General features: G+C 70.4%; 19 protein-coding genes and 2 tRNA genes. 10 read left to right on the top strand and 11 right to left on the bottom strand.

Going from position 1 to position 23668, the window contains the following annotated elements; translation table 11 throughout:
- Positions 1-44: 44 nt before the first annotated feature.
- The 3 genes from atpB to Pla163_RS09610 all read right to left on the bottom strand — a co-directional run bounded on the left by atpB (position 45) and on the right by Pla163_RS09610 (position 2122).
- Entirely contained in the window at positions 45-1064 is a 1020-nt protein-coding gene (gene atpB, locus Pla163_RS09620) for a F0F1 ATP synthase subunit A (RefSeq protein ID WP_145187121.1), read from the bottom strand.
- A gap of 97 nt (positions 1065-1161) precedes the next feature.
- Positions 1162-1539: a hypothetical protein gene (locus Pla163_RS09615; protein WP_145187119.1), complete on the bottom strand. Its 378-nt coding sequence runs from the start codon at positions 1537-1539 to the stop codon at positions 1162-1164.
- A gap of 256 nt (positions 1540-1795) precedes the next feature.
- Positions 1796-2122 carry an AtpZ/AtpI family protein gene (locus tag Pla163_RS09610; protein ID WP_145187116.1) on the bottom strand — a complete coding sequence of 109 codons (327 nt, stop codon included), beginning with the start codon at positions 2120-2122 and terminating at the stop codon, positions 1796-1798.
- 293 nt (positions 2123-2415) lie between these two features.
- On the opposite strand from Pla163_RS09610, the gene ndk reads away from it, so the two are divergent.
- The 3 genes from ndk (at position 2416) to Pla163_RS09595 (ending at position 5600) form a co-directional block, all read left to right on the top strand.
- Positions 2416-2880: a nucleoside-diphosphate kinase gene (gene ndk / locus Pla163_RS09605; RefSeq protein WP_145187113.1), complete on the top strand. Its 465-nt coding sequence runs from the start codon at positions 2416-2418 to the stop codon at positions 2878-2880.
- Between the two features lie 41 nt (positions 2881-2921).
- Entirely contained in the window at positions 2922-4448 is a 1527-nt protein-coding gene (locus Pla163_RS09600; protein WP_419185758.1) for an NFACT RNA binding domain-containing protein, read from the top strand.
- A 99-nt stretch (positions 4449-4547) separates the two neighbouring features.
- Positions 4548-5600, top strand: coding sequence for a tetratricopeptide repeat protein (locus Pla163_RS09595; RefSeq protein WP_145187106.1), 1053 nt, complete (start codon positions 4548-4550; stop codon positions 5598-5600).
- 90 nt (positions 5601-5690) lie between these two features.
- On the opposite strand, the gene Pla163_RS09590 is transcribed toward Pla163_RS09595, so the two are convergent.
- From Pla163_RS09590 to Pla163_RS09575, 4 genes are all read right to left on the bottom strand, one after another.
- Entirely contained in the window at positions 5691-7355 is a 1665-nt protein-coding gene (locus tag Pla163_RS09590; protein WP_145187103.1) for a PDZ domain-containing protein, read from the bottom strand.
- Position 7356: 1 nt separating this feature from the next.
- On the bottom strand, positions 7357-8229 hold the full coding sequence (locus Pla163_RS09585) for a zf-HC2 domain-containing protein (RefSeq protein WP_145187098.1): 873 nt from the start codon (positions 8227-8229) through the stop codon (positions 7357-7359).
- Positions 8226-9059 (bottom strand): RNA polymerase sigma factor, encoded by an 834-nt coding sequence (locus Pla163_RS09580; protein WP_419185757.1) that lies wholly within the window; start codon positions 9057-9059, stop codon positions 8226-8228. The genes Pla163_RS09585 and Pla163_RS09580 overlap by 4 nt, the downstream gene beginning before the upstream one ends.
- 294 nt (positions 9060-9353) lie before the next feature.
- Positions 9354-10364, bottom strand: coding sequence for an acetyl-CoA carboxylase carboxyltransferase subunit alpha (locus tag Pla163_RS09575; RefSeq protein ID WP_419185756.1), 1011 nt, complete (start codon positions 10362-10364; stop codon positions 9354-9356).
- Positions 10365-10590: 226 nt separating this feature from the next.
- On the opposite strand from Pla163_RS09575, the gene purL reads away from it, so the two are divergent.
- From purL to Pla163_RS09560, 3 genes are all read left to right on the top strand, one after another.
- Entirely contained in the window at positions 10591-13539 is a 2949-nt protein-coding gene (gene purL, locus Pla163_RS09570; protein ID WP_145187091.1) for a phosphoribosylformylglycinamidine synthase subunit PurL, read from the top strand.
- 70 nt (positions 13540-13609) lie between these two features.
- The gene (gene purQ, locus Pla163_RS09565; RefSeq protein WP_145187088.1) at positions 13610-14455 is read left to right on the top strand and encodes a phosphoribosylformylglycinamidine synthase I; all 846 of its coding nucleotides are present in this window, start codon (positions 13610-13612) and stop codon (positions 14453-14455) included.
- Positions 14456-14540: 85 nt separating this feature from the next.
- Positions 14541-14912 carry a hypothetical protein gene (locus tag Pla163_RS09560; RefSeq protein WP_145187085.1) on the top strand — a complete coding sequence of 124 codons (372 nt, stop codon included), beginning with the start codon at positions 14541-14543 and terminating at the stop codon, positions 14910-14912.
- Between the two features lie 73 nt (positions 14913-14985).
- Here Pla163_RS09560 and Pla163_RS09555 read toward each other — a convergent pair whose 3' ends face one another.
- Both Pla163_RS09555 and purD read right to left on the bottom strand, forming a co-directional pair.
- The gene (locus Pla163_RS09555; protein ID WP_145187083.1) at positions 14986-15549 is read right to left on the bottom strand and encodes a Fur family transcriptional regulator; all 564 of its coding nucleotides are present in this window, start codon (positions 15547-15549) and stop codon (positions 14986-14988) included.
- Positions 15550-15592: 43 nt separating this feature from the next.
- Entirely contained in the window at positions 15593-16891 is a 1299-nt protein-coding gene (gene purD / locus Pla163_RS09550) for a phosphoribosylamine--glycine ligase (RefSeq protein WP_145187081.1), read from the bottom strand.
- A 195-nt stretch (positions 16892-17086) separates the two neighbouring features.
- Here purD and Pla163_RS09545 point away from each other — a divergent pair.
- A tRNA-Pro gene (locus tag Pla163_RS09545) sits at positions 17087-17162 on the top strand.
- Positions 17163-17174: 12 nt separating this feature from the next.
- Positions 17175-17251 (top strand) — tRNA-Arg (locus Pla163_RS09540).
- Between the two features lie 64 nt (positions 17252-17315).
- Here Pla163_RS09540 and Pla163_RS09535 read toward each other — a convergent pair.
- The gene (locus Pla163_RS09535; RefSeq protein ID WP_419185755.1) at positions 17316-19700 is read right to left on the bottom strand and encodes a hypothetical protein; all 2385 of its coding nucleotides are present in this window, start codon (positions 19698-19700) and stop codon (positions 17316-17318) included.
- A gap of 312 nt (positions 19701-20012) precedes the next feature.
- Here Pla163_RS09535 and Pla163_RS18960 point away from each other — a divergent pair, with 312 nt between their 5' ends.
- Positions 20013-20309 carry a hypothetical protein gene (locus Pla163_RS18960; RefSeq protein WP_419185753.1) on the top strand — a complete coding sequence of 99 codons (297 nt, stop codon included), beginning with the start codon at positions 20013-20015 and terminating at the stop codon, positions 20307-20309.
- 49 nt (positions 20310-20358) lie between these two features.
- A complete protein-coding gene (locus Pla163_RS09530; RefSeq protein ID WP_145187077.1) occupies positions 20359-21678 on the top strand; it encodes a Gfo/Idh/MocA family protein in 1320 nt (439 codons plus the stop codon).
- 133 nt (positions 21679-21811) lie between these two features.
- Here the strand turns inward: Pla163_RS09530 and Pla163_RS09525 are convergent, their stop codons facing one another.
- A complete protein-coding gene (locus Pla163_RS09525) occupies positions 21812-23413 on the bottom strand; it encodes a PQQ-dependent sugar dehydrogenase (RefSeq protein ID WP_419185752.1) in 1602 nt (533 codons plus the stop codon).
- Positions 23414-23668: the final 255 nt, after the last annotated feature.

Here is a 23668-nt window from a genome sequence, read left to right as displayed (position 1 = left end):
CGCGAGCGACGGTCGTGCACGGGGAGGCGCCGCGCCGCGAGCGTCTAGTGCTCGGGGTGGATCGCCATGTTGATGAAGATCACCGACAGCTGCGTGAAGATGTAGGCCTGCAGCAGCGCGACGAAGGACTCGATGATCATCACGAAGACGGCGAAGGGCACCGAAAGGCCCATTCCGACGCCGTAGCCGGCCGCGGAGCCGAACTCGGCGGCGAAGAAGAACAGGATGCCGATGAAGCTCAGCACGACCAGGTGCCCGCCGGTCATGGTCGCGAAGAGACGCAGCATGAGCGCGACCGGCTTGATGATCAGGCCGACCACTTCGACCACGAACATCAGCGGCCAGATGAAGATCGGCACGTGGGGCACCAGGTTCTTCCAGAAGGCGACCGGGCCTTGGACGACCATGCCGAACACCAGCATCGAGAGCAGGGTCAGCATCGCGAGCGCGCCCGTGATGAAGATGCTCGCGGTGGGCGTGGCCGAGTGGGGCAGCAGCCCACCCAGGTTCATGAACATGATGAAGAAGAAGACCGCCAGGAAGTACGGGGCCCAGCGGGCGCCGAGCTTCTCCCCCATCACCGGGTAGACCACTTCGTCGCGCACCCACAGGCAGAAGCCCGTGAACAGCCGCGTGACCGCGTCGCCCTCGCCCGTGCGCAGGTACTTCGGGATGCCGGTGAGGCAGACGAAGATCAGCAGGATCGACGCGATCTGGAAGATCTGCAGGTTCGTCGCGACGAGCTGCGTGCCCTCGTGCGCCGCGTCCATGTCGAAGATCGCGGGCAGCGGCAGGGTCGGCGTGGCGAGCAGGTACGCGCTGTGCGTGTGACCGTCGGCCGCATGGTCTTCCGACGCGTGGTCTTCCGCGGCGTGGTCCTCCGCCGCGTGATCGTCGTGCCCGTGCGCCCCACCCGTGATCAGCTTCTCCGGCTGCAGGTGCATGAACAGCTGCGTGAACGGGCTGTCGGACTGGTGGTGCGCGATCAGCTTCGTGTTCGCGAAGCACGCACCGATCAAGATCGCCAGGACGAGAAGGACTCGCGGATGGAGAAGGTCGCGCACGTGCCTGACGGAGGGGGTGGAGGGGAGGGCTGGGAGGGGTCTCGTCGGGCCGGTCGGCCGTTCGAGGCGAACAGTGTGGTGATTGAGCTTCGGGGGCTCAAGAGCCGGTCGTGCCAAAACCCAGTTCGCGGCGCGCGGTGCCGATTCCGACCGCGAGCAGCACCACGGCGCTGGCCGCGTAGGCGAGCAGCAGGCCCTTCGGGTCGAGCCGTTCGGTGAGGTCCGGCACGAACAGGTAGGCGAGTCCGACGGCGAACAGCGCGCCGAGCTTGATCATGAAGCCGACGATGAACGCGTTGAACGCGTGCTCCGGTCGACTGCGTGCCTTCGCGCGCAGGAGCCCTGCAGCGAAGCCACTGACCGCGGCGCCGAGAAGGAGTCCACAGGCCACGCCCCAGCCCATCGGACCGCCCACGAGGACACCGATGAGCAGCGCGCCGAGCGCGACCAGGAGGCTGACGAGTTGAACGGCCATTTCGCGCGAAGATCCTAGCCATCCGGAGCCCGGCCCGAGCCCCCACTCCCGCGAGAAGTTCGACCTGCGAGACTCGCGAGCGCTGCGGTCGAACGTCGCAGGAGGCGACCCTCGCACCCCTTTCCATGGCCCCGCGTTCGAGCCTCGCGCAGCGGACGTCCGGGGGCGGTGCGGACGGGCTCGCGGGCGCCTCGCGCGCGGTTCCCCTCCCGCGGCGCCCCCACCACGCGAGCGTCGCGTACCCGCTCGCTCGAGCTCAGGCTCCGCCGTCGGGCGGCCTCGTCGCGTCGTCGCCGCCGGCCCGCTCGTGACCCGACCCCGACTTCCGTCCTCCGAGCGTGCGCATCAGGTGGATCAGCCCCCCCGTGAACCCCAGAGCGAGCCCCACGAGCAGGAACAGCGGCAGTGTGTCGAGGCGGCGATCGAGCCACAGACCGGCCAGCGTGAACACCACCACGGCGGCCCCGAACTGCACGCCGGCGCCCGCTCCGCGATTGGACCGGTCGGCCACCATGCGGCGCCCCGTGGACATCCACTCGGGTTCCTCGCTGGGCTCGGGGCGATCGTCTCCGTGTGCGCTCATGGAGCCATCATGCACCGAGCGGGCAGTGGGTCCGACAGTGCACCTCGAGTGGGGGCACCTCGAGTGGGGGCAGCGTGAGGATGCAGCGTTGGCGCAGCGTGCCGACCCGAGTTCCGCTTCGTTGCGCTCGAATGCCGCGCGGAGCCGCCTCTGGCCGTCGCTATACTCTTCGCCCGAACTGGTCCGCTCGAACGGGCGCCGGTCCGACCGAACGGCGCGCGCGATCACGCCGAAGCGCCATCCAGCCCCAGCACATCGACAACGGCTCCGGCCGGTCCCACCCCCACCACGCCATGGAACGCACTCTCGTCCTCCTGAAGCCCGACGCCGTCCAACGCGGTCTGGTCGGTGCCATCGTCTCCCGCTTCGAGAACAAGGGTCTCAAGCTCGTCGGCCTGCGCATGGAGGTCTTCGGACGCGACGTGCTCGAGCGCCACTACGCCGCCCACGCCCAGCGCCCGTTCTTCAACAACCTGGTCGAGTTCATGGGCTCGGGCCCGGTCGTCGCGATCGCCCTGGCCGGCAAGGACGCCATCGCCGTCACGCGCGGTCTGATGGGAGCCACCAACGCGCGCGAAGCCGCCCCCGGCACCATCCGCGGCGACTACGGCATGAGCTTCTCGAACAACCTGGTCCACGGTTCCGACAGCGCCGAAGCGGCCGCCACCGAGCTCGAGATCTTCTTCGGCGGCCAGACCATCGAATGGGAGCGCTCGGACCTCGAGTGGCGGTACAGCGTCAAGGAGGAGCTCGCCTGAGCGCGAGTTCCGAACGGTCGCGCGGACTCAGCGCGCGACACGTGGGTGAACTGATCGCAGAGGTCGGTCCGCTCGTCGCCGGGGGCAGGGTGCGCGAAGCTGCGGCTCTGCCCCCGCGCGATCTCATGCTCGTCCTCGAGTCGGACGACTGGCCGCAGGTGCGCAGGCTGCGCCTGTCCACCACGCCCGACGGACCGCGGATGCACCTGCAACAGGGCCGGGTCCAGCGCCACAAGGGGGCCGTGGGGCCCTTCTTCGAGCGCGTCGCGAAGGAGCTCGAGGGCGCCACCGTGCGCAGCGTCCAACAGGTGCGGAGCGATCGGCTCGTACTGGTCGGCTTCGACACCGACAGCGGGCGCCGGGGCCTGCTCGCCGAACTGGTCGGGCGGCACGCGAACCTGCTCCTCGTCGACGGCTCCGAGCGCGTTCTCGACTTGCTGGTGCCGCCGAAGCCGCCCAAGGCCAAGGGCAGCGAGCCGGCCCGAACCCCGCGACTCGCGCTCGGCGAGGTCTACGAGCCGCCGCCCGGTCGTCCGCCCGCGGAACCCGGTCCCCCACTCGTCGAGTCGTTCGACGCCCCCGCCGAACCCGCGCGCGATCCTTCGTTCGCGCCCCTGTCGTTCCTCGTCGAAGCGGCCGTCGGCGGCGCCGCACTCGAGGACGAACGCAACCGTGCGGCGAAGCACCTGCGGGATCGACTGACGCGCCGACTGCAGGGAGCTGAAGGTGCGCTGCGCGGTCTCGAGAGTCGCGAACGCGCGGCCGAACAGTCCGAACGGGTTCGCCAGGACGGCGAGTTGCTGAAGGCGGCGCTCGGCCAACTCGAACGCGGACGTGAGTCGATCGAACTCGACGACTGGTTCGGCGATCCGGGCGCGAAGCGCACCATCGTTCTCGATCCGAGACGCAGTCCGCACCAGAACGTCGAACGTCTCTTCGATCGCTACCACAAGCTCGTGCGCTCGGCCGAGTCGCTCGTCGAGGAGCGCGCGCGCAACGAGGAGCGGCGGGCGAACGTGCTCGAGATCCTCGCTGCGCTCGAGGCGGGCGGCGACCCGGCCGAACTGGAGACACGCGCCGTGGCGGCGGGTCTCGTGGACGCTCTCGATCGCGAGCGCGGCAAGCGTGTCCAGAAGGTCGCGCCGCGGACCTGCTACCGACGGTTCGAGAGTGCGGCCGGCACCGAGATCCTCGTCGGACGCAGCGCGCGCGACAACGACGAGTTGACGCTGAAGGTGGCGCGCGGGAACGACCTCTGGCTGCACACGGCCGACACGCCCGGGAGTCACGTGGTCCTGCGCGTCGAGCGCGGGCGCGAACCGGCGGACGAGGACGTCCTCGACGCGGCCCACCTGGCGGTCCACTTCTCGCCGCTCAAGAACGCCGCGCGCGCCGACGTCCACGTGGCGTTCCGCAAGCAGATCCACAAGCGCAAGGGCGCCCCCGCCGGGCTCGTGAACCTCTCCGGTGGACGCACCCGCAGCGTGCGGATGGAGCCCGAACGCCTGAAGCGGCTCCTGGGCGGTGACGCCCACCGCGGTGGAGCGGGCGCGGGGCGGGGACGGTAGTCGGGCTCGGTGCTGCGGGTAGACTCGTCCGCCTCGGGTCCCGCCCGCGCCCCGCTCCGGTGCGCCCGCCGTCGGCCCCCGACCGCTTCGCAGACCGCCATGATCGACCTTCTCGCACGCCGCGCTTCTTCCTCCTCCTCGCAGGCTCCCCGCCGTCGCGCCGGCCTCCACCTGGCGCTCGCGTTGACGCTGGGTCTGGGAGCCTCGGCCTGTGCGAGCAGCGGCCCGAAGGTCGACCCCGAGGTCCAGCGCGCGGTGCACGTCGAGGCGGCGCGCAACCACTACGACATCGGTGACCTGGACCGCGCGATCGACCAGGCCGAGCGCGCGCTCGCGCTCGACGAGGACGACATCAACATGAAGTTGCTGATCGCCTGGTGCTACCTGCGCAGGGATCGCAAGGCCGACCTGCTCGAGTCCGAACGCATCTTCCTCGGTCTCGAGAGGCGCTACGAGGACGAGAGCCGCGCGCCGCTGGGCACTGCGATCGTCAGTGAACGCCTCGCGATGCTGCACCGCAACACGGCGCAGGACATCGAACGCGGACTCGAGGTTCCGCTGGGCAAGGATCCGCAGAAGGAGATCGAGCGCCTGCGCAGCGAGGAGAAGCGCCTGTTCGACCGCGCCATCGAGCGCTACGAGCGGCTGATTGCGGAGCAGGACGATCACATCGAGGCCTTGACCGGACTCGTTCGCGTGAACACGACGCTCGGCGACAAGGAGTCGGCGCTCGCCTACTCGGGACGACTGATCGCGACGCTCGAGGCCCAGGAGATCTTCTACTCCGAGCAGCTGCGCGATCAGGCCTGGGACCGGTCGGTCGAGGACGACTTCAAGCGCCTCTTGCGCAACACGACGACGCGTCTCATCCGCGCGCACCAACTGGCGGCGGAACTGCACTTCGATCTGGGGCGCTCGAGCCTCGCCCTCGGTCACCTCGACCAGGCGATCGAGCGCGATCCGAACGCCTCGCCCGAGCTCTATGCCCAGCGCGCCCAGGTGCTGCTCTCGATGGAGAGGCCCGAGCGCGCGCTCGAAGACCTGGAGCGCTTCATCGCCAACTCCTCGCTCCCGGTCGACCACCCCGACGTGCAGGAGGCCTGGCAGCTTCGGCGCGACGCGCGTGATGCGATCGCGCGACCGGACCGGTAGGCGCCAAGATCCGCGCGGCCGACGATCGGTCGCCGCGCGCACCGCCTGCCCCACCGGCGACCGCGAACGGTGCGGTCCGGTTCGCAGACGTCAGCCGTCCGAGCGCTCGCGCGGAGTCGGCGCGTCGGTCGGGGCCGGCTCGTCCGCCTGGGGCCCAGCGTCGGTCGGGGTCCCCGCGCCGGCCTCGGTGGCCGTGTCGGGAGCCGCTTCCGGGGCCGGGTGCTGGCCCGATCGACGGGCCGAGAGCGGACGCGCTGCGAGGAAGCCGCGCTCGACCATCTGGCCGTCGCGCGCACGCCACCAGCGGACCGCGATGCGTCCGGCCCGTGCGCCGCGGCGCAAGCGTTCGGAGATCTGGTCGGGTTCGTCGAGGACCACGCCGTCGATCGCGATCAGGCGATCGCCGCCGCGCAGCCCGAGGGCCTCCGCCAGCGACCCCGGCTCCACGTCGAGGATCAACAGACCGTTTCGAACCTCGCTCGCGCGGTCGGTGGTCCGGGGCACCCGCTCGAGACCCGACGCGTCCGCCGCTTCCGAATCGATCGGTGCGCGGTCGTCAGCCGCCGGTTCGGGCGTCGACGAACTGGACTCGCCCGAGGCAGCGACCTCGGCGCTGCGTTCCTCGACCACGAGGACGCCGAGGCGATCGAAACCGACCGAGATCGAGTGCGACTCGGCCTCCTCGACGACGGTTCCGTCGGCGATGCGGCCGCTGACGAGCGGCAGGACCACACCCGTCAACAGGCGTTGGGTGCGCGCGTCCACGTCGTTGAACGTTCCCGCGCCATCGGGGAACTGGACCTCGCCCGGCACCCATGTGACCCCTTGTGCCCCCAGGCGCAGCGTGATGGCCCCCCCGCGCCCGACGTTCTCGGGGAGCGTCGGCCCTTGCGGACTCCCGGCCGTCGCGCCAGCTGCTACGGAACCCGGACCACCTCCCTCCGCGGGTGCCAGGTACTCGATCGTGTAGGTGCTGCGCTGGACGCGCGTCGGTGCTGGCACGAGCGCGTCGATGAGCCGTCGCAATTCGTGCTCCCGAGCGGCGAGCGCGCGCGCGGCTGGATCGGCGCTCTCGTCCGTCGGGGCCTGGACGAAGTCGCCGCTCGACCAGCCGCTGGTCGGACGGGTCCGGCGATCGAGTTCGGAGAGCTCCTCGAGGACCGACTCGAACGAGCGCACGACGAAGCGCTCGCCGTTGCCCGAGAGGTCGAGCGTGACGATGGTCCCGGTGCCGCCCGCGTCGAGCTCGCGGGGGCGCAGTCGCGCGCGCGGGTCCGACTCGTTCGGCACGAACACGCCTTGGTCGAATCCGAGCGACTCCGTTCCGCGCGCCGCGCTGCGAGACAGCGCCGTGCGTTCCGCCTCACGCAGCAGAATGCGGCAGGTCCAGGCCAGCTCGCCCTTCGGCTGCGAGGCCTGTTCGACGAGCCACTGTCGAGCCTGGGGCCAGTCGGACGCCCGACGCGCCAGCTGGTCGAACGCGCGCTCGCGGGCCCGCAGGTCGGGATCCACGAGCCGCCGCTCCCAGGTCGCCACGTCGAACGCAGCCGTGGATCGCCCCTCGTCGCTCTCCTGGACGCGCACCACCAATGCGTTCGCCACGGCGGTGCGCACCACGTGACCCGCCTCTGCGGCCGCCTCCTGGAACGCGGAGCCGGCAGCGTTGGCCGCTGGTCCTTGGGCGCGCGGCGCGAACGGTACGGCCGTCGAGCACAGTGCCAGGAACGCCGTCGTGGTCGTGACGAGGTGGACCATCTCAGCGCCAGGTCGATCGGCCGGCCAACGTTCCCGTGGCCCGGGGATCCTGGATCAGGTCGTTCATCTGCAGTGGCTGGCGGATCAGGCGCTCGGCGTCGTCCTCGGGCATCAGGTGCCGCAGTCCAGAGCTGGCGGGCGCGTCGGTGCCCTCGTCGGCGACGAGCGAGGAGCCGTCGGGGGCCTGTGCGCCAGTGACTCCGTTCACCGTCGCCAGGCCGCTGAGCGCCCCGTCCAGCTCCGCGCCAACGCTCCGGTCGTCCACCAGCTCGGTCCTCGTGGGCTCCCGGTCGATCGCCAGCGAGCCGCCCGAAACGCTGACCGCGATCACGAAGGCGGCCGCCATCAAGGGCGCCATCACCAGCATCAACGTCCGGCCGCGAACGCCGCGCTCGCTGATCGTCCCCGCGCCCTGGAGCGCTAGATCGAGGGCCTCGTCGGCCGCTTCCCGCGCGCCGCGCGTCGCGCTCGACTCGAACTGGTTCGGGTCGCGGTCGCCCTCGCCGTCCAGCGCTCGTCCGAGCACAGTGGCACCCCGCGCGGAGGACACGGGCCGCGCGGTGCGCCGCTCGGTCCCGGCTGCATCGGGCGTCTCGTGCAAGCGGGCCTTCAGATCAGGCCACAGGCTGCGCGCGCCGAGCTCTTCGGCCGCGGCGCGGTGCTCACTGGCGAAGTAGGCCCCGAAGGCAGCGCGCATCCGTTCGGCGGCGGCGGCACAGGACGGGCACGCGGCCAGGTGGTCGTCCATCCGAGCCCCGAGCGCCGCTTCGAGATCGCCGCCCACGTGCAGGGGCAGGCGCTCGAGCACGGCGTCGCAACTCGGGTCGCGATCCGCGAAGGCAGCGTCGTCGTGGTTCTGGTCGAAAGTGGTCATCGGTCGTCGTCGTCGCGGAGTCGATCGTCGTGCGTGCCGTCGTCGTGCGTGCCGTCCTGGTCCGTCCTGGCCCGTTCACCGAGCTCGCTCGACCAGTCCATGTCGAGCCCGTCCAACCGTTCGGGCCGGGCCCACTCGAGCAGCCCACCGGCCGCCCGGCGTTCCTCCAGGCGCTCCCACTGTTCGGCGAAGATCTTGCGGGCGCGGTGCAGGCGCCAGCGCACGGTCACGGGCGTGGCGCCGACGATGCGCGAGATCTCCTGACTGGTCAGACCTTCGAGTTCCCGCAGCGCCAGGACGACGCGGAAGTGCTCGGGCAGCGTGTCGATGCAGGCGCGAACCAGTCGCGCCGTCTCGTGCTGTTCGAGCCGCGCGGAGGGCGCCGGGGCGCTCTCGTCGATCTCCTCGCGCACGGGCCCGTCGTCGTCGGTCCCGCCGGTCGCGATCGGGCGGCGCCGGCGCAGGTGGTCGATGCCGAGGTTGGTGACGATCCGGTAGAGCCAGGTGGTGAACTCGTGCTTGAAGTCGAAGCGTTCCAGACTGCGGTAGACGCGCAGGAAGGCTTCCTGGGCCAGATCCCGCGCCTCTTCGGAGTCGGGGACCATCTGGCGTGCGACCCGGAACGCGCGGCCCTCGTGCCGCAGGACGAGTTCACCGAAGGCTTCCTCGTCGCCGCCCTGCGCCCGGCGGATCAGCTCGTGGTCGCTGCGCTCGCCGTTCGCCTGCCGCCGTCCGGACTCGTCGCCGACCTCGTCGCCCGAAACCTCGAACGGGGCCGCAGAGGCCCCGTCGGGTTCGTTGGGTCGCGGATCGGCGGGAGAGTTGCTCATGGTCGCGGGCGCGAGCGCCTCCTCGAAGCCTAGCGCGTCCACAGCGGCGGGTGTCGTGTCGGTCCGCGCGCCGAGGCGACCGAAGGTGTCCTCGGCAGCTGTGCGTCGAAGTCGTCGGGGGCGGCTGTCCATGGCGTGGACGTACGCTCCGCCGCGCTCCGGCGTTGGGGCGTGGCCCCGTCGTTCGCAGGAATCGGCCGTTCGGACGGCCCGGCGAGAGGGCACACCCTCATCCTGGGCGGGGGGCCTCGTTCGCGGTCCCGCGGGATCGGATCGGAGCCCGCCCGGGGGACCTCAGACGCTCGGGAAGCGGCCTTCGATCTCGGCGATCCGGCGGAACTTGTCGCGCCGCGCCTCGATCATCTCGTCCGGGTCGCGGCCATCCAGCTCGTCGAGGTGGCGCAACAGCGTGGCGCGCACCGTGGCGATCGTCTCGTCGCGGCGGCGATGGGCACCGCCGAGGGGCTCCGGGATGACCTCGTCCACGACGCCGAGGGCCGTGAGGTCCTTCGCGGTCAGCTTCAGCGCCTCGGCGGCGTCGGCCGAGCGCGAGCCGTCCTTCCACAGGATCGCGGCGCAGCCTTCGGGGCTGATCACCGAGTAGTACGAGTGCTCCATCATCAGCACGCGGTCGCCGATCCCGATGCCGAGCGCCCCGCCCGAGCCGCCCTCGCCGATGACGAGCACGACGATCGGAACCCGGAGCGTGAACATGCCGATGATGTTCTCGGCGATCGCCATGGCCTGACCGCGCTCCTCCGCGCCGATCCCCGGGTACGCACCGGGCGTGTTGATCAGGCTGACGATGGGCAGTCCGAGCTTCTCGGCGAGCTTCATCTTGCGCCAGGCCTTGCGGTAGCCCTCCGGGTGCGCGCAGCCGAAGTTGGTCTCGAGGCGTTCCTTGGTGGTGCGTCCCTTGCGGTGGCCGACCAGCATGAAGCGGCGGCTGCCCATCGTCGCGAGGCCCGTCACCATCGCGCGGTCGTCGCCGAAGGTGCGGTCGCCGTGGAGTTCGACGAAGTCGTCGAGCATCTCCTCGATGTAGTCGGAAGCGACGGGGCGCTGGGGGTGGCGGGCGACGCCGACCTCCTCCCAGGGCGACAGGTGCGAGTAGGTCCGGGCGGTGGCTTCCTCGAGCTGGCGCTCCATCGACTCGAGCTGGTCGCCCACGTCGATGCTGGAGGAGCTGGCGAGCTCGCGCAGCTCGTCGATCTTGGCCTCGATCTCCTGGATCTTCTGCTCGAAGGGCAGCGGCGTGGTGCTCGACTTCGAGCCGGCGTTCTGGGGGCGCTTGGAATCGCTCACGGGGATCGTTCTGGGGCGTGGACGTCGGTTGGGCGCTCGCGGCTCGAGCCGCGGGTGGATCGAGGGCGCCGGGCGCAGCGGAGACGGACTCCGCGGCGCGGGGCCATGGTCGCACTCGTGCCGTCGCTTCACAAGCCGGGTCGGGCCGCGCGAGCGAGACCGCCCCATCGACGGACCCCGAGCGGACATCGATCGGAGGCCGGGCCTCGTTAGGATCGCTGCCCACATGAGCGCCGACCCGACCCAGACCGCCGCACCGTCCCCGTCCCATGTCGCTTCCGAGGTCCTCCCCGCCGCCTGGCGTGTGGAGATTCGCCTGGCGGACGACCAGTACGACCCGGACGGCGAGCGTCTCGTCGCCGGCGCCCACGAGCTGGGGATCGGAACGCTGCGGCGCGCGCGCAAGGTGCGCGGTTTCCTGTTGAGCGAGTCGTACACGCGCGCCGAGGTCGAGGCGATCGCGACCGAGCTGCTCGCGGATCCGGTGGTCGATCGCTGGTGCCTGATCGACCCGCGAACCGCTCCGCCGGCGCCGCAGGCGGGCACGCACCGCATCGTCGCAGCTCCTCTGCCGGGCGTGATGGATCCCCAGGCGCGCACGGTCGAACGACTGTTGCGACGCACCGACCGGATGCCTGCGGACGGCGCACCGACCATCGGCACCTTCCGCGTGTTCGAGGTCGAGGGCGACCTGGACGCCGAACAGCTCGACACGGTCGGACGGCGCCTCGTCGCCAACGAGACGATCGAACGCCTCGGGATCGACGCGGAGGGACTGCCGTTCGGTCTACCGGGCGGTAGCGCGCGTCGGGGCCCCGTGGTGGTGCCGATCCGCGAGCTCGACGAGCCCGGACTCGAGCGCCTGTCGCGGGAGGGACAGCTGTCGCTCGACCTGCGCGAGATGCTCGAGATCCAACGCCACTACGCGGAGCTCGATCGCGAACCGCTGCTCGCCGAACTCGAGACGATCGCGCAGACCTGGAGCGAGCACTGCAAGCACAAGACGCTGACCGGCGTCATCGAGTTCGAGGGCGAACGCATCGACAACCTTCTGCGCGCGACGATCGGTCACGCGACGCGCACGCTCGACAAGCCCTGGTGCTGGAGCGTGTTCGTCGACAACGCCGGCATCGTCGAGTTCGAGGGCGACTGGGGCGTGTGCTTCAAGGTCGAGACCCACAACCACCCCAGCGCGATCGATCCCTACGGCGGCGCCGGCACCGGGATCGGCGGCGTGATCCGCGACATCCTCGGGGCCGGGCTCGGCGCCAAGCCGATCGCGAACACGGACGCCTTCTTCGTCGGTCCGCTCGATCTTCCGGACGCGGACCTGCCGCGCGGGTCGATGCACCCCCGGCGCATCCTGCGCGGCGTCGTCGGCGGCGTGCGCGACTACGGCAACCGCATGGGCATCCCGACCGTCAACGGCGGCCTGTGGGTGCACGAGGGCTACATCGGCAACCCGCTGGTCTACGCCGGCACCGTCGGTCTGATGCGCCGCGAGCACGTCGACAAGGTCGTCATGCCGGGCGACCTGATCGTCGCGGTCGGTGGGCGCACCGGACGGGACGGGATCCACGGCGCGACGTTCTCGTCGATCGAGCTCAGCGAGGACTCCGAGACCGAGTCCAGTCACGCGGTGCAGATCGGTGATCCGGTGACGGAGAAGGGCGTGCTCGACTGCCTGCTCGAAGCGCGCGATCGCGGTCTGTATCGCGCGCTGACCGACTGCGGTGCCGGCGGCTTCTCGTCGGCGGTCGGCGAGATGGGCGAGAAGACCGGTGCCGAGGTCCACCTCGACAAGGTGCCGCTCAAGTACCCCGGCCTCACGAGCCACGAGATCTGGATCAGCGAAGCCCAGGAGCGCATGGTCCTGGCCGTGCCGCGCGAGCGCCTCGAGGAACTGCTCGCGCTGTTCGGATCCGAGGACGTCGAAGCCTGCGTCATCGGCCACTTCACCGACACGAAGCGCCTCGAGCTGTTCGACGAGGGCGAGTCGATCGGTTCCATGTCCATGGAGTTCCTGCACGACGGCACGCCGCGCCCGGTGCGCCAGGCCACCTGGTCGCCGCCCGATCTCCCCGATCCCGGCGTTCCGACCAGCGTCGACCCGGGAGCCGATCTCCTGGCGTTGCTCGGCATGCCGAACATCTCCAGCCGCGAGTGGATCGTGCGCGAGTACGACCACGAGGTGCAGGGCCGTTCCGTCGTCAAGCCGCTCGTCGGTGTGCGCGGCGACGGTCCCGGTGACGGTGCCATCGTGCGACCGCTCGACCACTCGTACCGCGGTCTCGCGATCACGTGCGGTTCGAACCCGGAGTTCGGCGAGCTCGATCCCTACGCGATGGCGACCTGGGGCATCGACGAAGCGCTGCGCAACGCGGTGGCCGTCGGCGCGGACCCGACGCGCGCGGCGATCCTCGACAACTTCTCGTGGGGCAACTGCAATCTCCCCGATCGACTCGGCTCGCTGACGAAGGCCGCCTTCGGCTGTCGCGACGCGGCGCTCGCCTACGGCACGCCGTTCATCTCGGGCAAGGACAGCCTGAACAACGAGTACCGCGTGGGTGATCGCACGCTGTCCATCCCCCCCACCCTGTTGATCTCGGCCATCGCGCCGGTGCCGGACGTGCGCCGCGCGCTGACCATGGACCTGAAGGGCGGTGGAACGAGCGTCTACCTCGTCGGATCGTCCGACGCGCGCCTCGGCGGCTCGCACTACCACATCCTGCGCGGCGTTCGCGGCGGCACGGTTCCCGCACCCGATCTCGAGCGCGCGCCGGCGCTGATGGCGGCGCTGCACGGAGCACTCGCCGCCGGCCTGGGCCGCGCGTGCCACGACCTGTCCGAGGGCGGGCTGGCGCTGGCCGCGGCCGAGATGGCGTTCGCCGGCGACATGGGCCTCGAGATCGAGGTTGCCGCGGTGGACGCGGGCGACGGAGACGGCTTCGCGGCCGCGCTCTTCGGCGAAGCGCCCACGCGCTGGTTGGTCGAGGTCGAGGTGAAGGACTCGAGCGCGTTCGAAACCGCGCTGGCCGGCCACCCCGTCCAGATGATCGGTCGCAGCACCGAGGCCGGCGGTCGCCTGCGCGTGAAGGACACGAGCGGCGCGTTGCGCATCGATCTTGCCCTCGACGACCTGCGGCGCGCCCACACCGGTGGGTTCGCCGGCTGATCCTCGCCTCGTCCCCTTTCGACCGTTCTCGTCCGTCGCCGACCTCGACCGTCGCCCGCTTGTGAGCACCATGACACGATCGACCACCACCTCCACGACCCAGGCCACCGCCGTCCACGCCGGACGCGCCCGCGTGCTGGTCCTGCGCAGCTCGGGGACGAATTGCGACTTCGAGGCGGTGCGCGCCTTCGAGCTGTGCGACGCCGTGGCCGAGCGCGTGCACACCAACCGACTCGCGGAACGTCCCGAGCTGCTCGACGAGTGCGACGTGCTCTTCCTGCCGGGCGGTTTCAGCCACGGCGACTACGTGGCGGCCGGACGCGTCATGGCGGCCGAGGTGCGGCACCTTCTGGGTGATCGACTGCACCGTTTCGTCGCCAACGGCGGCTACGTCATCGGCGTCTGCAACGGCTTCCAGGTGCTCGTCGATCTCGGCCTTCTCGAGGGCCAGGGGCGCGCGGCCCACGAACGCCGCATCGCCCTCGCGCCGAACCACTCGGGTCGCTTCGAGTGCCGTTGGGTCCACCTGCGCAGCGAAGCCTGTGCGGCCGATTGGCTCGACCAGGGACTCGTGTGGCCCGTCCCCGTAGCGCACGCCGAAGGACGCGTTGCGCTCGCCGACGGCGCGCTCGCAGAGCTCGAAGCGAACCGCCAGATCGCGCTGCGCTACGTCGCCGCGGACGGCTCGGACCTCGAGACCGGCGACGCTGGCTACCCGGCCTGTCCGAACGGCGCCGTGGCGAACATCGCGGGCCTGTGCGATCCCACCGGCCGCGTGCTGGGCCTGATGCCGCACCCAGAACGCAATCTCGACCCCTGGAACCACCCGACGTGGACCCGCCTGGGAGAGCGCACGGAGGGCGAGGGGCTCGCGTTCTTCCGGGGGCTGGTCGCGGCGGCTAGGGTCGGGCGCTGAGGCCCGCGCCGAGCGTCTCGAACCCTCGCGGCATCCGCAGCCCGAGAGTCGGCTCGAAACTCCTCACCCCGCGACGACTCCTTCGATGAAGACCCTGCTCCTGACGCTCCTGGCGACGCTCGCCACCGCTTTCGGCACTTCGTCCTGCGAGGCCCTGATGACCGGGCCCCAGGGCTTCGAGAACGGCATGCGGCGCGCCGAGGTGAAGCGCGACGTCCTGGACGTCTGGTACCGCTCCAAGGAGGTCATGGGTATCCTGTCGTCCACGCCGATCACGGTCAGCGAAGAGGTGCCGCGAACGATCGAGGGCACGGTCGAAGGTGCCAAGGTCAACGTGCGTGTCATGGCGTGGGACCTGGGTCGCACGCGCATCGAGGTGCGCGCCCGCGAGTTCGGGCTGCCGGACGAACCGGTCGCCGAACGCGTGCTGGCGACGCTGGTCGAGCGCACGGAGTAGTCGCGCGCGGCGGAGTCTTCCGCACGTCGATCGACAGGCGGAGCGGCGACCCGGATCTCGGTCGCCCCCGGTCTCAGTCGGCCTGCGGCGAATTCCCGCGACCCGGTACGCGCACCCCCACCCGCCGCGGCTGACCGAGTTCGCGCTCGTCCTGGGGCGGCGGCAGGTTCCCCGGCTCGTCCACCAAGGGACACTTGCCCTTGCGCACGCACGTGCGGCAGTAGCCGAACAGGCGCAGGTCGTGGTCGACCATCACGAAGCCGTTCTCGCGCGCCAGACGGTCCTGCTCGAGCTCGATCTCCTTCGAGTGGAACTCCTCGATGCGGCCGCAACTCACGCACACCATGTGGTCGTGGTGCCGGTGCCCGAGCACGTGCTCGTACAGCATCTCGCCCTGGCCGATGTCGAGCGAGTCGAGGAAGCCCCCCTCGACCAGGAGCGCGAGGGTGCGGTAGACGGTCGCTCGCGACACCTTGGCTCCGCCCTCGTCGCGCAGCCACTCGTAGAGCTTCTCCGCCGTGAAGTGCTCGTGGGTGTCGAACGCCCGGTCGAAGACGGCCTTGCGCTGCGACGTGAAACGCAGGTCCCGCTCCTGCAGGTATGTGACGAACGCTTCCTCGAGCTTCTTCTTCTTCATCGTGGTCGAGCGGGGCGAGTCGTCCTGGCCGGAGCGCCGCGTCCTACAGGTCCGATCCCACCGACCGCGGCGCCGCGCGCAGGCCGATGTCGCGGCGACAGAACTTGCCGTCCCAGCGGATCCGATCGAGCGACTCGTAGGCCCGCGTGCGCGCCTGCTCCAGATCGCTCCCGATCGCCGTGGCGCACAGCACGCGCCCGCCGTTGGTCGTGACCTCGCGATCGGCCATCAGCTTCGTGCCGGCCTGGAAGACGACGGCGCCCTCGACCTCGTCGGCCTGGTCGAGACCCGAGATCTCGTCGCCGCGCCGGTACTCGCCCGGATAGCCCTCGGCCGCCCCCACCACGCCGACCACCGTGTCGCGCAGCCATTCGGCGGGTTCGAGCTCGCCGAGCGTGCCGCGCGCGGTGCCGAGCAGGTAGGGCACGATGTCGCTCGCGAAGCGGCGCATCACGACCTGGGTCTCGGGGTCGCCGAAGCGCACGTTGAACTCGAGCACGCGCGGGCCGGCGTCGGAGATCATCAGTCCGGCGTAGAGCACGCCGCGGAACGGAATCTCCTCGATCTGCAGCGCGTGCAGCATCGGGATGAGGACGCGCTGTTCGACCTGACGCATCAAGCGCCGCGTGACCCACGGGACCGGCGTCACCACGCCCATGCCTCCGGTGTTCGGCCCCTTGTCGCCGTCGTGCGCCTGCTTGTGGTCGACGGCCGGCTCCATGACGAGCAGCGTCTCGCCGTCGGTCAGGACCATGACGCTGAGTTCTTGGCCCTCGAGGAACTCCTCCACGACGATCGTGCTGCCGGCGGCGCCCAGGCTGCGCTCCTCCATCAGCATGTCGACCACGGTGCAGGCCTCGGTCGCGTCGGTGCAGACGAAGACGCCCTTGCCCGCGGCGAGTCCGTCGGCCTTGACCACCTGCGGCCAGGTGTCGAGGCTCTGCAGGTAGCTCTTCGCCATCCCCGCGCGATCGAAGCGACGCCAACCGCCGGTCGGGATGCGGTGGCGGTCGCAGATCTCCTTCGTGAACTGCTTCGAGCCCTCCAGTCGCGCACCGGACGCGCCAGGTCCGAACGTGTCGATCCCCGCTGCGCGCAGGCGGTCGGCGAGACCGGCGCAGAGCGGATCCTCCGGGCCCACGACGACGAGACCGACGCCTTCTTCGCGGGCGAGGGCGACCAGCCCGGGCACATCGGTCGCGGAGACCGAGACGTTGCGAGCGACCCGCGCCGTGCCGGCGTTGCCGGGGGCACAGAGCACCTCGTCGACCAGGTCGGACTGGGCGATCTTCCAGGCCAGAGCGTGCTCCCGCCCGCCACCACCAACCACGAGAACCTTCATGCGCGTGTGAATCTTGAGCGACCGTGTGAGCGCGGACGGTACCACCGTGGGAGCGCGCGAACCACTGCGCGGGCCGGTCTCCGACGGCCCGTGGCCGATGGGCGGTCGCGGGCGCTGGGGCGCGAGCGGTCGATCGCAGGGAGCGGCGCGCGAACGGTGCTCCCTCGGCGCTCGCTGGGTACCATGCGCGGCGGACGGGGAGTACCTCAGTTGGTAGAGGCGTAGCTTTGGGTGCTACGAGTCGCGGGTTCGAGTCCCGTCTCCCCGACCACTCACAGCGCGTGCGCCCTTAGCTCAGCTGGATAGAGCACCGGACTTCTAATCCGACGGTCCCAGGTTCGAATCCTGGAGGGCGCGCCAACTCATCGACCGCGGCGCACCTCGAGCGCGAGTGCGATCGGATGTTCCGCGGGCCGAGTGCCGCTCACTCGTCGGAGAACGTGGGACGCAGGCTGCCGCCCGGGCCCTTGGAGTCGCCGGTTCCCTGGGCCGCGAGCGTGAAGGTCATCTGGCTCCCCTCGCGCAGGACCGTGAGCGTCTGCTCGACGCCGGCCTCCGGGCGATAGAGCGCGTTGCGCATGGCGTCCGCGCTGCCGGCGTCGACGCCCGAGACCGCGATCACGATGTCGCCCGAGCGCACACCCGCCAGGTACAGGCGCCCTTCGACGTCGCTGATCGTGACGCGCAGGGCGTCGGGCGAGCGCGCGTCGAACAGGACGTCCGTGCTGGGGACGCTGACGTTCATCTCGCCGGGAAGCCCGTTGGCCGACAGGGTGTAGTCGCCGGCCACGAGGTCCTCGAAGATCGCATTGCCCTGCTCGTCGACGGTGGCGTTCATCCCGCCGCGGAAACTGCGCCGGATCCGCTCCTCCTCTCCTTCTTTCCGCTCGCGCAGGAAGAGATTGGTCCCCTTCGCCACCTGCGGTGCGACGACGCGCAGGTCGTAGAGCACGGGCGCGACCATGTCGACGGTGACCTCGCCCTCGAGGACGTCGACCTCGCGCGTGTCGACGGTGCGCGAGTTCCAGCGTTCGCCGATGGCGAGACTCACGGTGTACCGGCCGGGAGCGATCGAGTCGAAGCGGACCTCCCCGTCGAGCGGCACCTTCCGGTCGCTGCCGCCTCCGCCGAACCCCATGCCCGAGTACCCGTAGTAGAAGCCGTTCGAGCCCTGCGCCACTTCGTCGACCTTGGCGATCGAGACCTGGAGTCGGCCGAGGGTGCCGCTCTCCTCCACGCGCGCCACGTTGACCAGGAGCGACACGGGGACGGCGAACTGCACGACCACGTCCCTCTGGTCGGGGCCCAACTCCACGGTCGCGGCGCCGAAGACCTGATCGGCGACGCTCAACGTGCGCGACACGATCACGCGTTCGTCCGCCTTGCCGTCGCGCTGCAGTTCGTTCGGATCCATGTAGTACGACACGTCGCGTTCACGGCGCATCAGCGTGAGCCCGGTGGTCGAGCTGCCGTTCTCGTACTTCGTCATCATCGAGCACGAATCGATGAAGACCGGCAGCCCTTCGGGATCGAGCGCGCGGACCGCGATCATCGACTCGGGCGCCACGTCCTCGAGGGTCAGCTCGAGCTCGATCACGCCTGCCACCAGATCCACGATCTCGTGGGCCAGGACGGCGCCCTGCCAGGTCGTCGCGCCCACGGCGTAGCGCCCGGGCGCGAGGTCGTAGAACGCGAACCGGCCGTTCTGCTGCCAGCCGTTCGTCTCGACGCGGCCGAGCGCCTCCTCGTCGTACTCCTCGCCCGCGGCGATCGGCATGATCCGCACGATGTTCTGCATGCGCGAGTTTCCGCCGCCGACGACCCGCCCGCGAACGCCGACGCGCGGCAGCAGCGTGAGGACGATCGGTGCATCGGCCGCTCCGTCGGCGCTGGCGTTCGTCGAGACTTCCTCGGACGCAAGGCCCGCGTCGAGTCCGTTCTGGATCTGGGCCCCGGACTCGAAGACCTCGGCGTAGCCGCGCAGTTGGCACGGTCCGGGCTTGATGCGCAGCGTGGGTTCCGCCGCGCTCCACTCGTAGTTGGTCGTGTTGCTCCCCCGTCGCAACTGGACCGCGCCCTCTTCGAGCAGCGCACCGTCGGGGCCGCGCAGTTCGATCGTGAGCGCGCACACGGGCTCGGCCACGAACGACACCGTCTCGCCGCAGGCCACCTGGTCGTTGTCGCCGAGTGCGAAGACGGTGTGTCCGTCGGCGCTCGCACTCACGCGGTAGGTGGAGTCGGGATCGAGCCCTTCCAGCTCGAAGCCCCCGCTCGCCAGCGAGCGCGTGCGCGACGTCTGGGTCCGCAACTTCGCCCAGTCCTCGGCCCGTTCGCGCAGGTAGGTCTCGAGGTCGTCGGGTTCTTCGCTGGCGCGCCCCACCTTCGTGGGATCGACCAGGTAGTTGTAGGAGCGCGCCCGCGTCGCCACGACGACGGCGCCGGCCAGTGGCCGTCCGGCGCGATCGACGACGGTGCCCGTGATCGTTCCCTCGCGAGCCAGGTCCGCGATCATCGGCGACTCGATCTTCGCGATCGCTCGATCCACCGCCGCCGGCGAGGGCGCGAAGGACGCCTCCTTGGCCTGGCTGGAGCTGGCTCGACGGTCCGAGCCGTCGTCGGCGACCAGGGTGGCTGGACCGGGGGCGGACGTCGACGAAGCGGTCGGTGCCGCGTCGTCCGACAGGCGGACCGGTCCCGCGTCGGCCGCTGAGCCGGGCGAGGGGGCGAAGGCCTGGGCGGCGAGGAATCCCATCAACAGGCCGATCAGGCCGGCGACGAGGGCGAGAGCGAGTGGTTGGCGAGCGGACATCCGACCAGTATGGACCGAAGCGCGGCAGCCTGCCGATACGGGGGGCGCGGGCGTGCCAGAGGAGGGCGGACCCCGCCTGCCCGGGCGCGGGACGGGGCGGAGCGGGCTCGGACTCCCCGTCGGGACGGAGAGTCGTCGCCCCGCCGTCGCTCCCAGCCCGAGGACCGCGCCCGGCCGACTGCGACTTCGCGTCGCGCTCGCGCCCCTGGGGTCGACGTCCCAACCTCCGCCGTCCCTGCGGTTCGAACCGAAGAAGCCCGGCCCCGGCCCCGCGTCCACCTGGTAGACCACAGCCTTCGGAACCAGCTCGCCGTGAACGAAGAGACTTTCTACCGCATCCTCGCCCTGGCCTTGATGGCGCCCCTGTGGATCCCCGTGATCAAGGCGCTCTACTCGGACTTCCAGGGAGCGCTGTGGGAGGAGGGTGGTCTCTTCGGGCGTCCGCCGGGCAAGAAGCAGCTCGAGAAGCTGCGCGATCGCTACGGCACCTACGAGAGTCCCTTGATCAACGAGCCCCATGCACCGCGTCGTTTCAAGGATAGATCGAAGAGCCCCGCTCGGACCGGGACGGGGGGCGGTGAGGCAGCGCCGCCCAAGCGCGGGTTCTGAGTCGAGTTCGTAGCATGTGACGCGGCGCTCCATTCGCCTCCCACACGCCATGAACGAACCCACCGAACACGCCGTCCCGACCTCCACGGGATCCCCCACTCGCCGCAACGTCCTGACCGCCGGTGCAGCGTTCGCCGCGCTCTCGGCCAGTCCCGCGGCAGCGCTCGCAGCGCCGAGAATCCTGCGCGGAGCACAGGACCAGCGCGAGATCCGCGTCGGTCTCGTCGGCTGCGGTGGCCGCGGCACGGGCGCCGCGCGCCAGGCCCTGCGCACCGCGGGACCCGTGCGCCTGGTCGCGATGGCCGACGCGTTCTCCGATCGACTGAGCGGCTCGCTGGGGCACCTGACGAACCCCGACCTCGGGGTCGCGGATCGCGTCGACGTGCCCGAGTCGCGGCGCTTCGTGGGTTTCGACGCCTACCAGCGCCTGCTCGCCGAGGACCTGGACATGGTCATTCTCGCCACGCCGCCCCACTTCCGTCCCGACCAGTTCGAGGCCGCGGTGGCCGCCGACAAGCACGTCTTCATGGAGAAGCCCGTCGCCGTCGACGGAGCCGGCGTGCGCAAGGTCCTGGCCGCCGGACGCTCCGCCGAGTCGAAGGGACTGGGCGTGGGGGTCGGGCTCCAACGCCACCACCAGAACGGGTACCGCGAGGCGTTCGAGCGCGTGCTCGAGGACGGCGCCATCGGCGACATCGTCGCGGCGCACTGCTACTGGAACATGGGCGGTCTGTGGATGAACCAGCGCGCCGAGGCCTGGTCCGACATGGAGTGGCAGATGCGCAACTGGCTCTACTTCACCTGGCTGTCGGGCGACCACATCGTCGAACAGCACATCCACAACCTCGACGTGATCAACTGGGCCAAGGGCGGCTTCCCGGTCCGCTGTCACGGCATGGGCGGGCGCCAGGTGCGGACGGATGCGGCCTACGGGCACATCTACGACCACCACGCCGTGGCCTTCGAGTACGAGGACGGGACGCAGGCGTTCAGTCAGTGCCGCCAGATCGACGGCTGCTCGAACCGCGTCAGCGAACACCTCATCGGCACCAAGGGGCGCGCGGACCTGGACTCGGGCTCGTGGCGCATCTCTGGCGCCACGAACTGGAGCCACGCCGGGCCGAACAACGATCCCTACCAGACCGAGCACGACGACCTGTTCGCGAGCATCCGCGCCGGGAAGCCGTACAACGAGGCGCACCAGGGCGCGATGAGCACGTTGACCGCGATCATGGGTCGCGTCGCGAGCTACACGGGTCAGAACATCACGCGCGACGCAGTCCTGAACGACGAAGCGCGACTGGGGCCGGAGGCCTATGCCTGGGGCTCGCTGGGTGTCGACGCGGTCCCGATGCCCGGTCGCGGCTGAGCGCTCGGTCGGACCTGAATGCCAGACGGACCTCGAGGGTCGATCCCTCGAGGTCCGTCGTGCTGTCTAGAGAGAATCGTTCCTGACGTCGGAAGCGTGGAGCCCCCGAGTCAGCGCTCGCGGTCGTCCGCGTTCAAGGATCGAGGCGCACGGACTCCGCGTTGCTGCAGAACTCGAAGGCGAAGTCGCGCCCGAAGGCCAGGAACACGTGGTGCAGGGTGAGTCCCGCGAGTCCCGGATCCACCACGCCGGCGGGGAGGTCGAAGAGCACCTGCGAGCGCCCCAGACCGTTCAGCACACCGAAGATCGGCGTCACGACGTTGCCCGCCGTCGGGTCGAGCAGCTGGAACGTGTAGACGTCCAGCTCGATCGGGACGAGCGTGCCGTCGATCGGCAGGCCGGGGTGGACGCCGCTGGCCGTGCCGCTCATGAAGAAGAACGAGCCGCCTCGGTCCGCTCCTCCGTCCAGTTCGAGCGTCTGCACACCGCCGCTCGTGATCGACACCGCGTCGACGTCGCCCGAGAGCGGATGGATCGGCGTCGGGGAGTTGGGTTCGGGGACGAAGCGGTAGAGGCTGCCTCCGATCGTCGCCATGACGAGCTCACCGAAGCCATCGCGCCCGATCGACGTGGGTGAGCTGTAGGACGCCGAGGCCTGCAGTTGGCCGGTGAGTTCCTCGAACGACACGAGTTGTCCTTCGAAGCCACGCACCGCCCAGATCTTCGACGAACAGAAGTCCGCGTACAGGTATGTGCCCTGCAGCGCCGGAATGTCGGTGCCGCGGTAGACCTGGCCACCGATCACGGCGCACCCGTCGATGTGCGTGTAGGCCGAGAGCGGCTGCCGCAACAACGGACTTCCGCACGGCAGGTAGTTCGATCCGTTGCAGCCCGGCGAGTTGAAGCAGTCGGGCCCCTCCATGATCTTCCAACCGAAGTTGACGAGTCGTTCGTCCGCATCGGCCCAGTTGATCTCCTCCCACTTGCTCTCGCCGACGTCACCGATCCACAGGTCGCCGCTGAGCGGATCGATGCCGAAGCGCCAGGGATTGCGCAGCCCGCCGTGCAGGATCTCGGGCAGTGCGCCGGGGATGCCGATCAGCGGGTTGTCGGGCGGAATGCCGTAGGATCCGGTCGCGTCGATGGGCGCCACGTCGAGGCGCAGCACCTTGCCGAGCAGCGTGTCGAGCTCCTGCGGCCTGCAGGTCCCGTCACCCGAGCCGCCGCCGTCGCCGACCGTCATGTACAGGTAGCCGTCCGGACCGAAGTCGAGGTCCGCTCCCTTGTGGACGAGGAACGGCTGGTCCAGGCGCAGAAGGACCACCTCCGAGGCGGTGTCGGCCTGGTTCCGGTTGGTCACCGAGCGCGTGAACCGCGACAGGACGAGGCGCCCCTGGCTGTCGGTGTAGGTGACGAAGAGGTGCCCGTTCGTCGCGTAGTTCGGATCGAACGCCAGCCCGAGGAGGCCGCGCTCACCACCGGCCACGAAATCGCTGCCGAGCTGGAGGTACGCCGTGGGGAGGAGCGTCCCGTTCGCGTCGACGATGCGCACGCGGCCGGCGAGCTGCTCGGTCACGAACAGTCGCGAATCCCCCACCGGAGCCGTCACATCGGTCGGGTTCTGGAGGCCTCCGACCTCGAACTCGAGACGAACGGGGAGCTGGCCGCGCGCATCGGGCGCCACGAACAGGAGGGCCGCGCAGACGGCGGTCGGAAGAGAAGCTTTTTCGTACATCGAACGACGAGCGGGCACGGACGCCCCCTGGCGACCGTTCGTTGTGCGCCGAACCATAGTCCCGATCCGGACGCGAGGTCGGGAGCGGAGGTCACCGATCGCGCAGCGTGGGACGCAGCGACGAGTTGCGGACGTGTCGATTCGACGCGACGTTCCGCGGCGAACGCCCGGATCGCGCCGTCCTCCCGAACCGAGCGGGGGTAGCGCCTCGGTCGCAGGGAGACGTCCGAGCCTGGCGGGACCGCCTCGACCGAC

The sequence above is a fragment of the Rohdeia mirabilis genome (assembly GCA_007750655.1).
In the GTDB taxonomy this organism is placed as follows: Bacteria; Planctomycetota; UBA1135; order UBA1135.
Note: the sequence above shows the minus strand (reverse complement) of the source record. Positions and strands in the feature narration are given on the sequence as shown.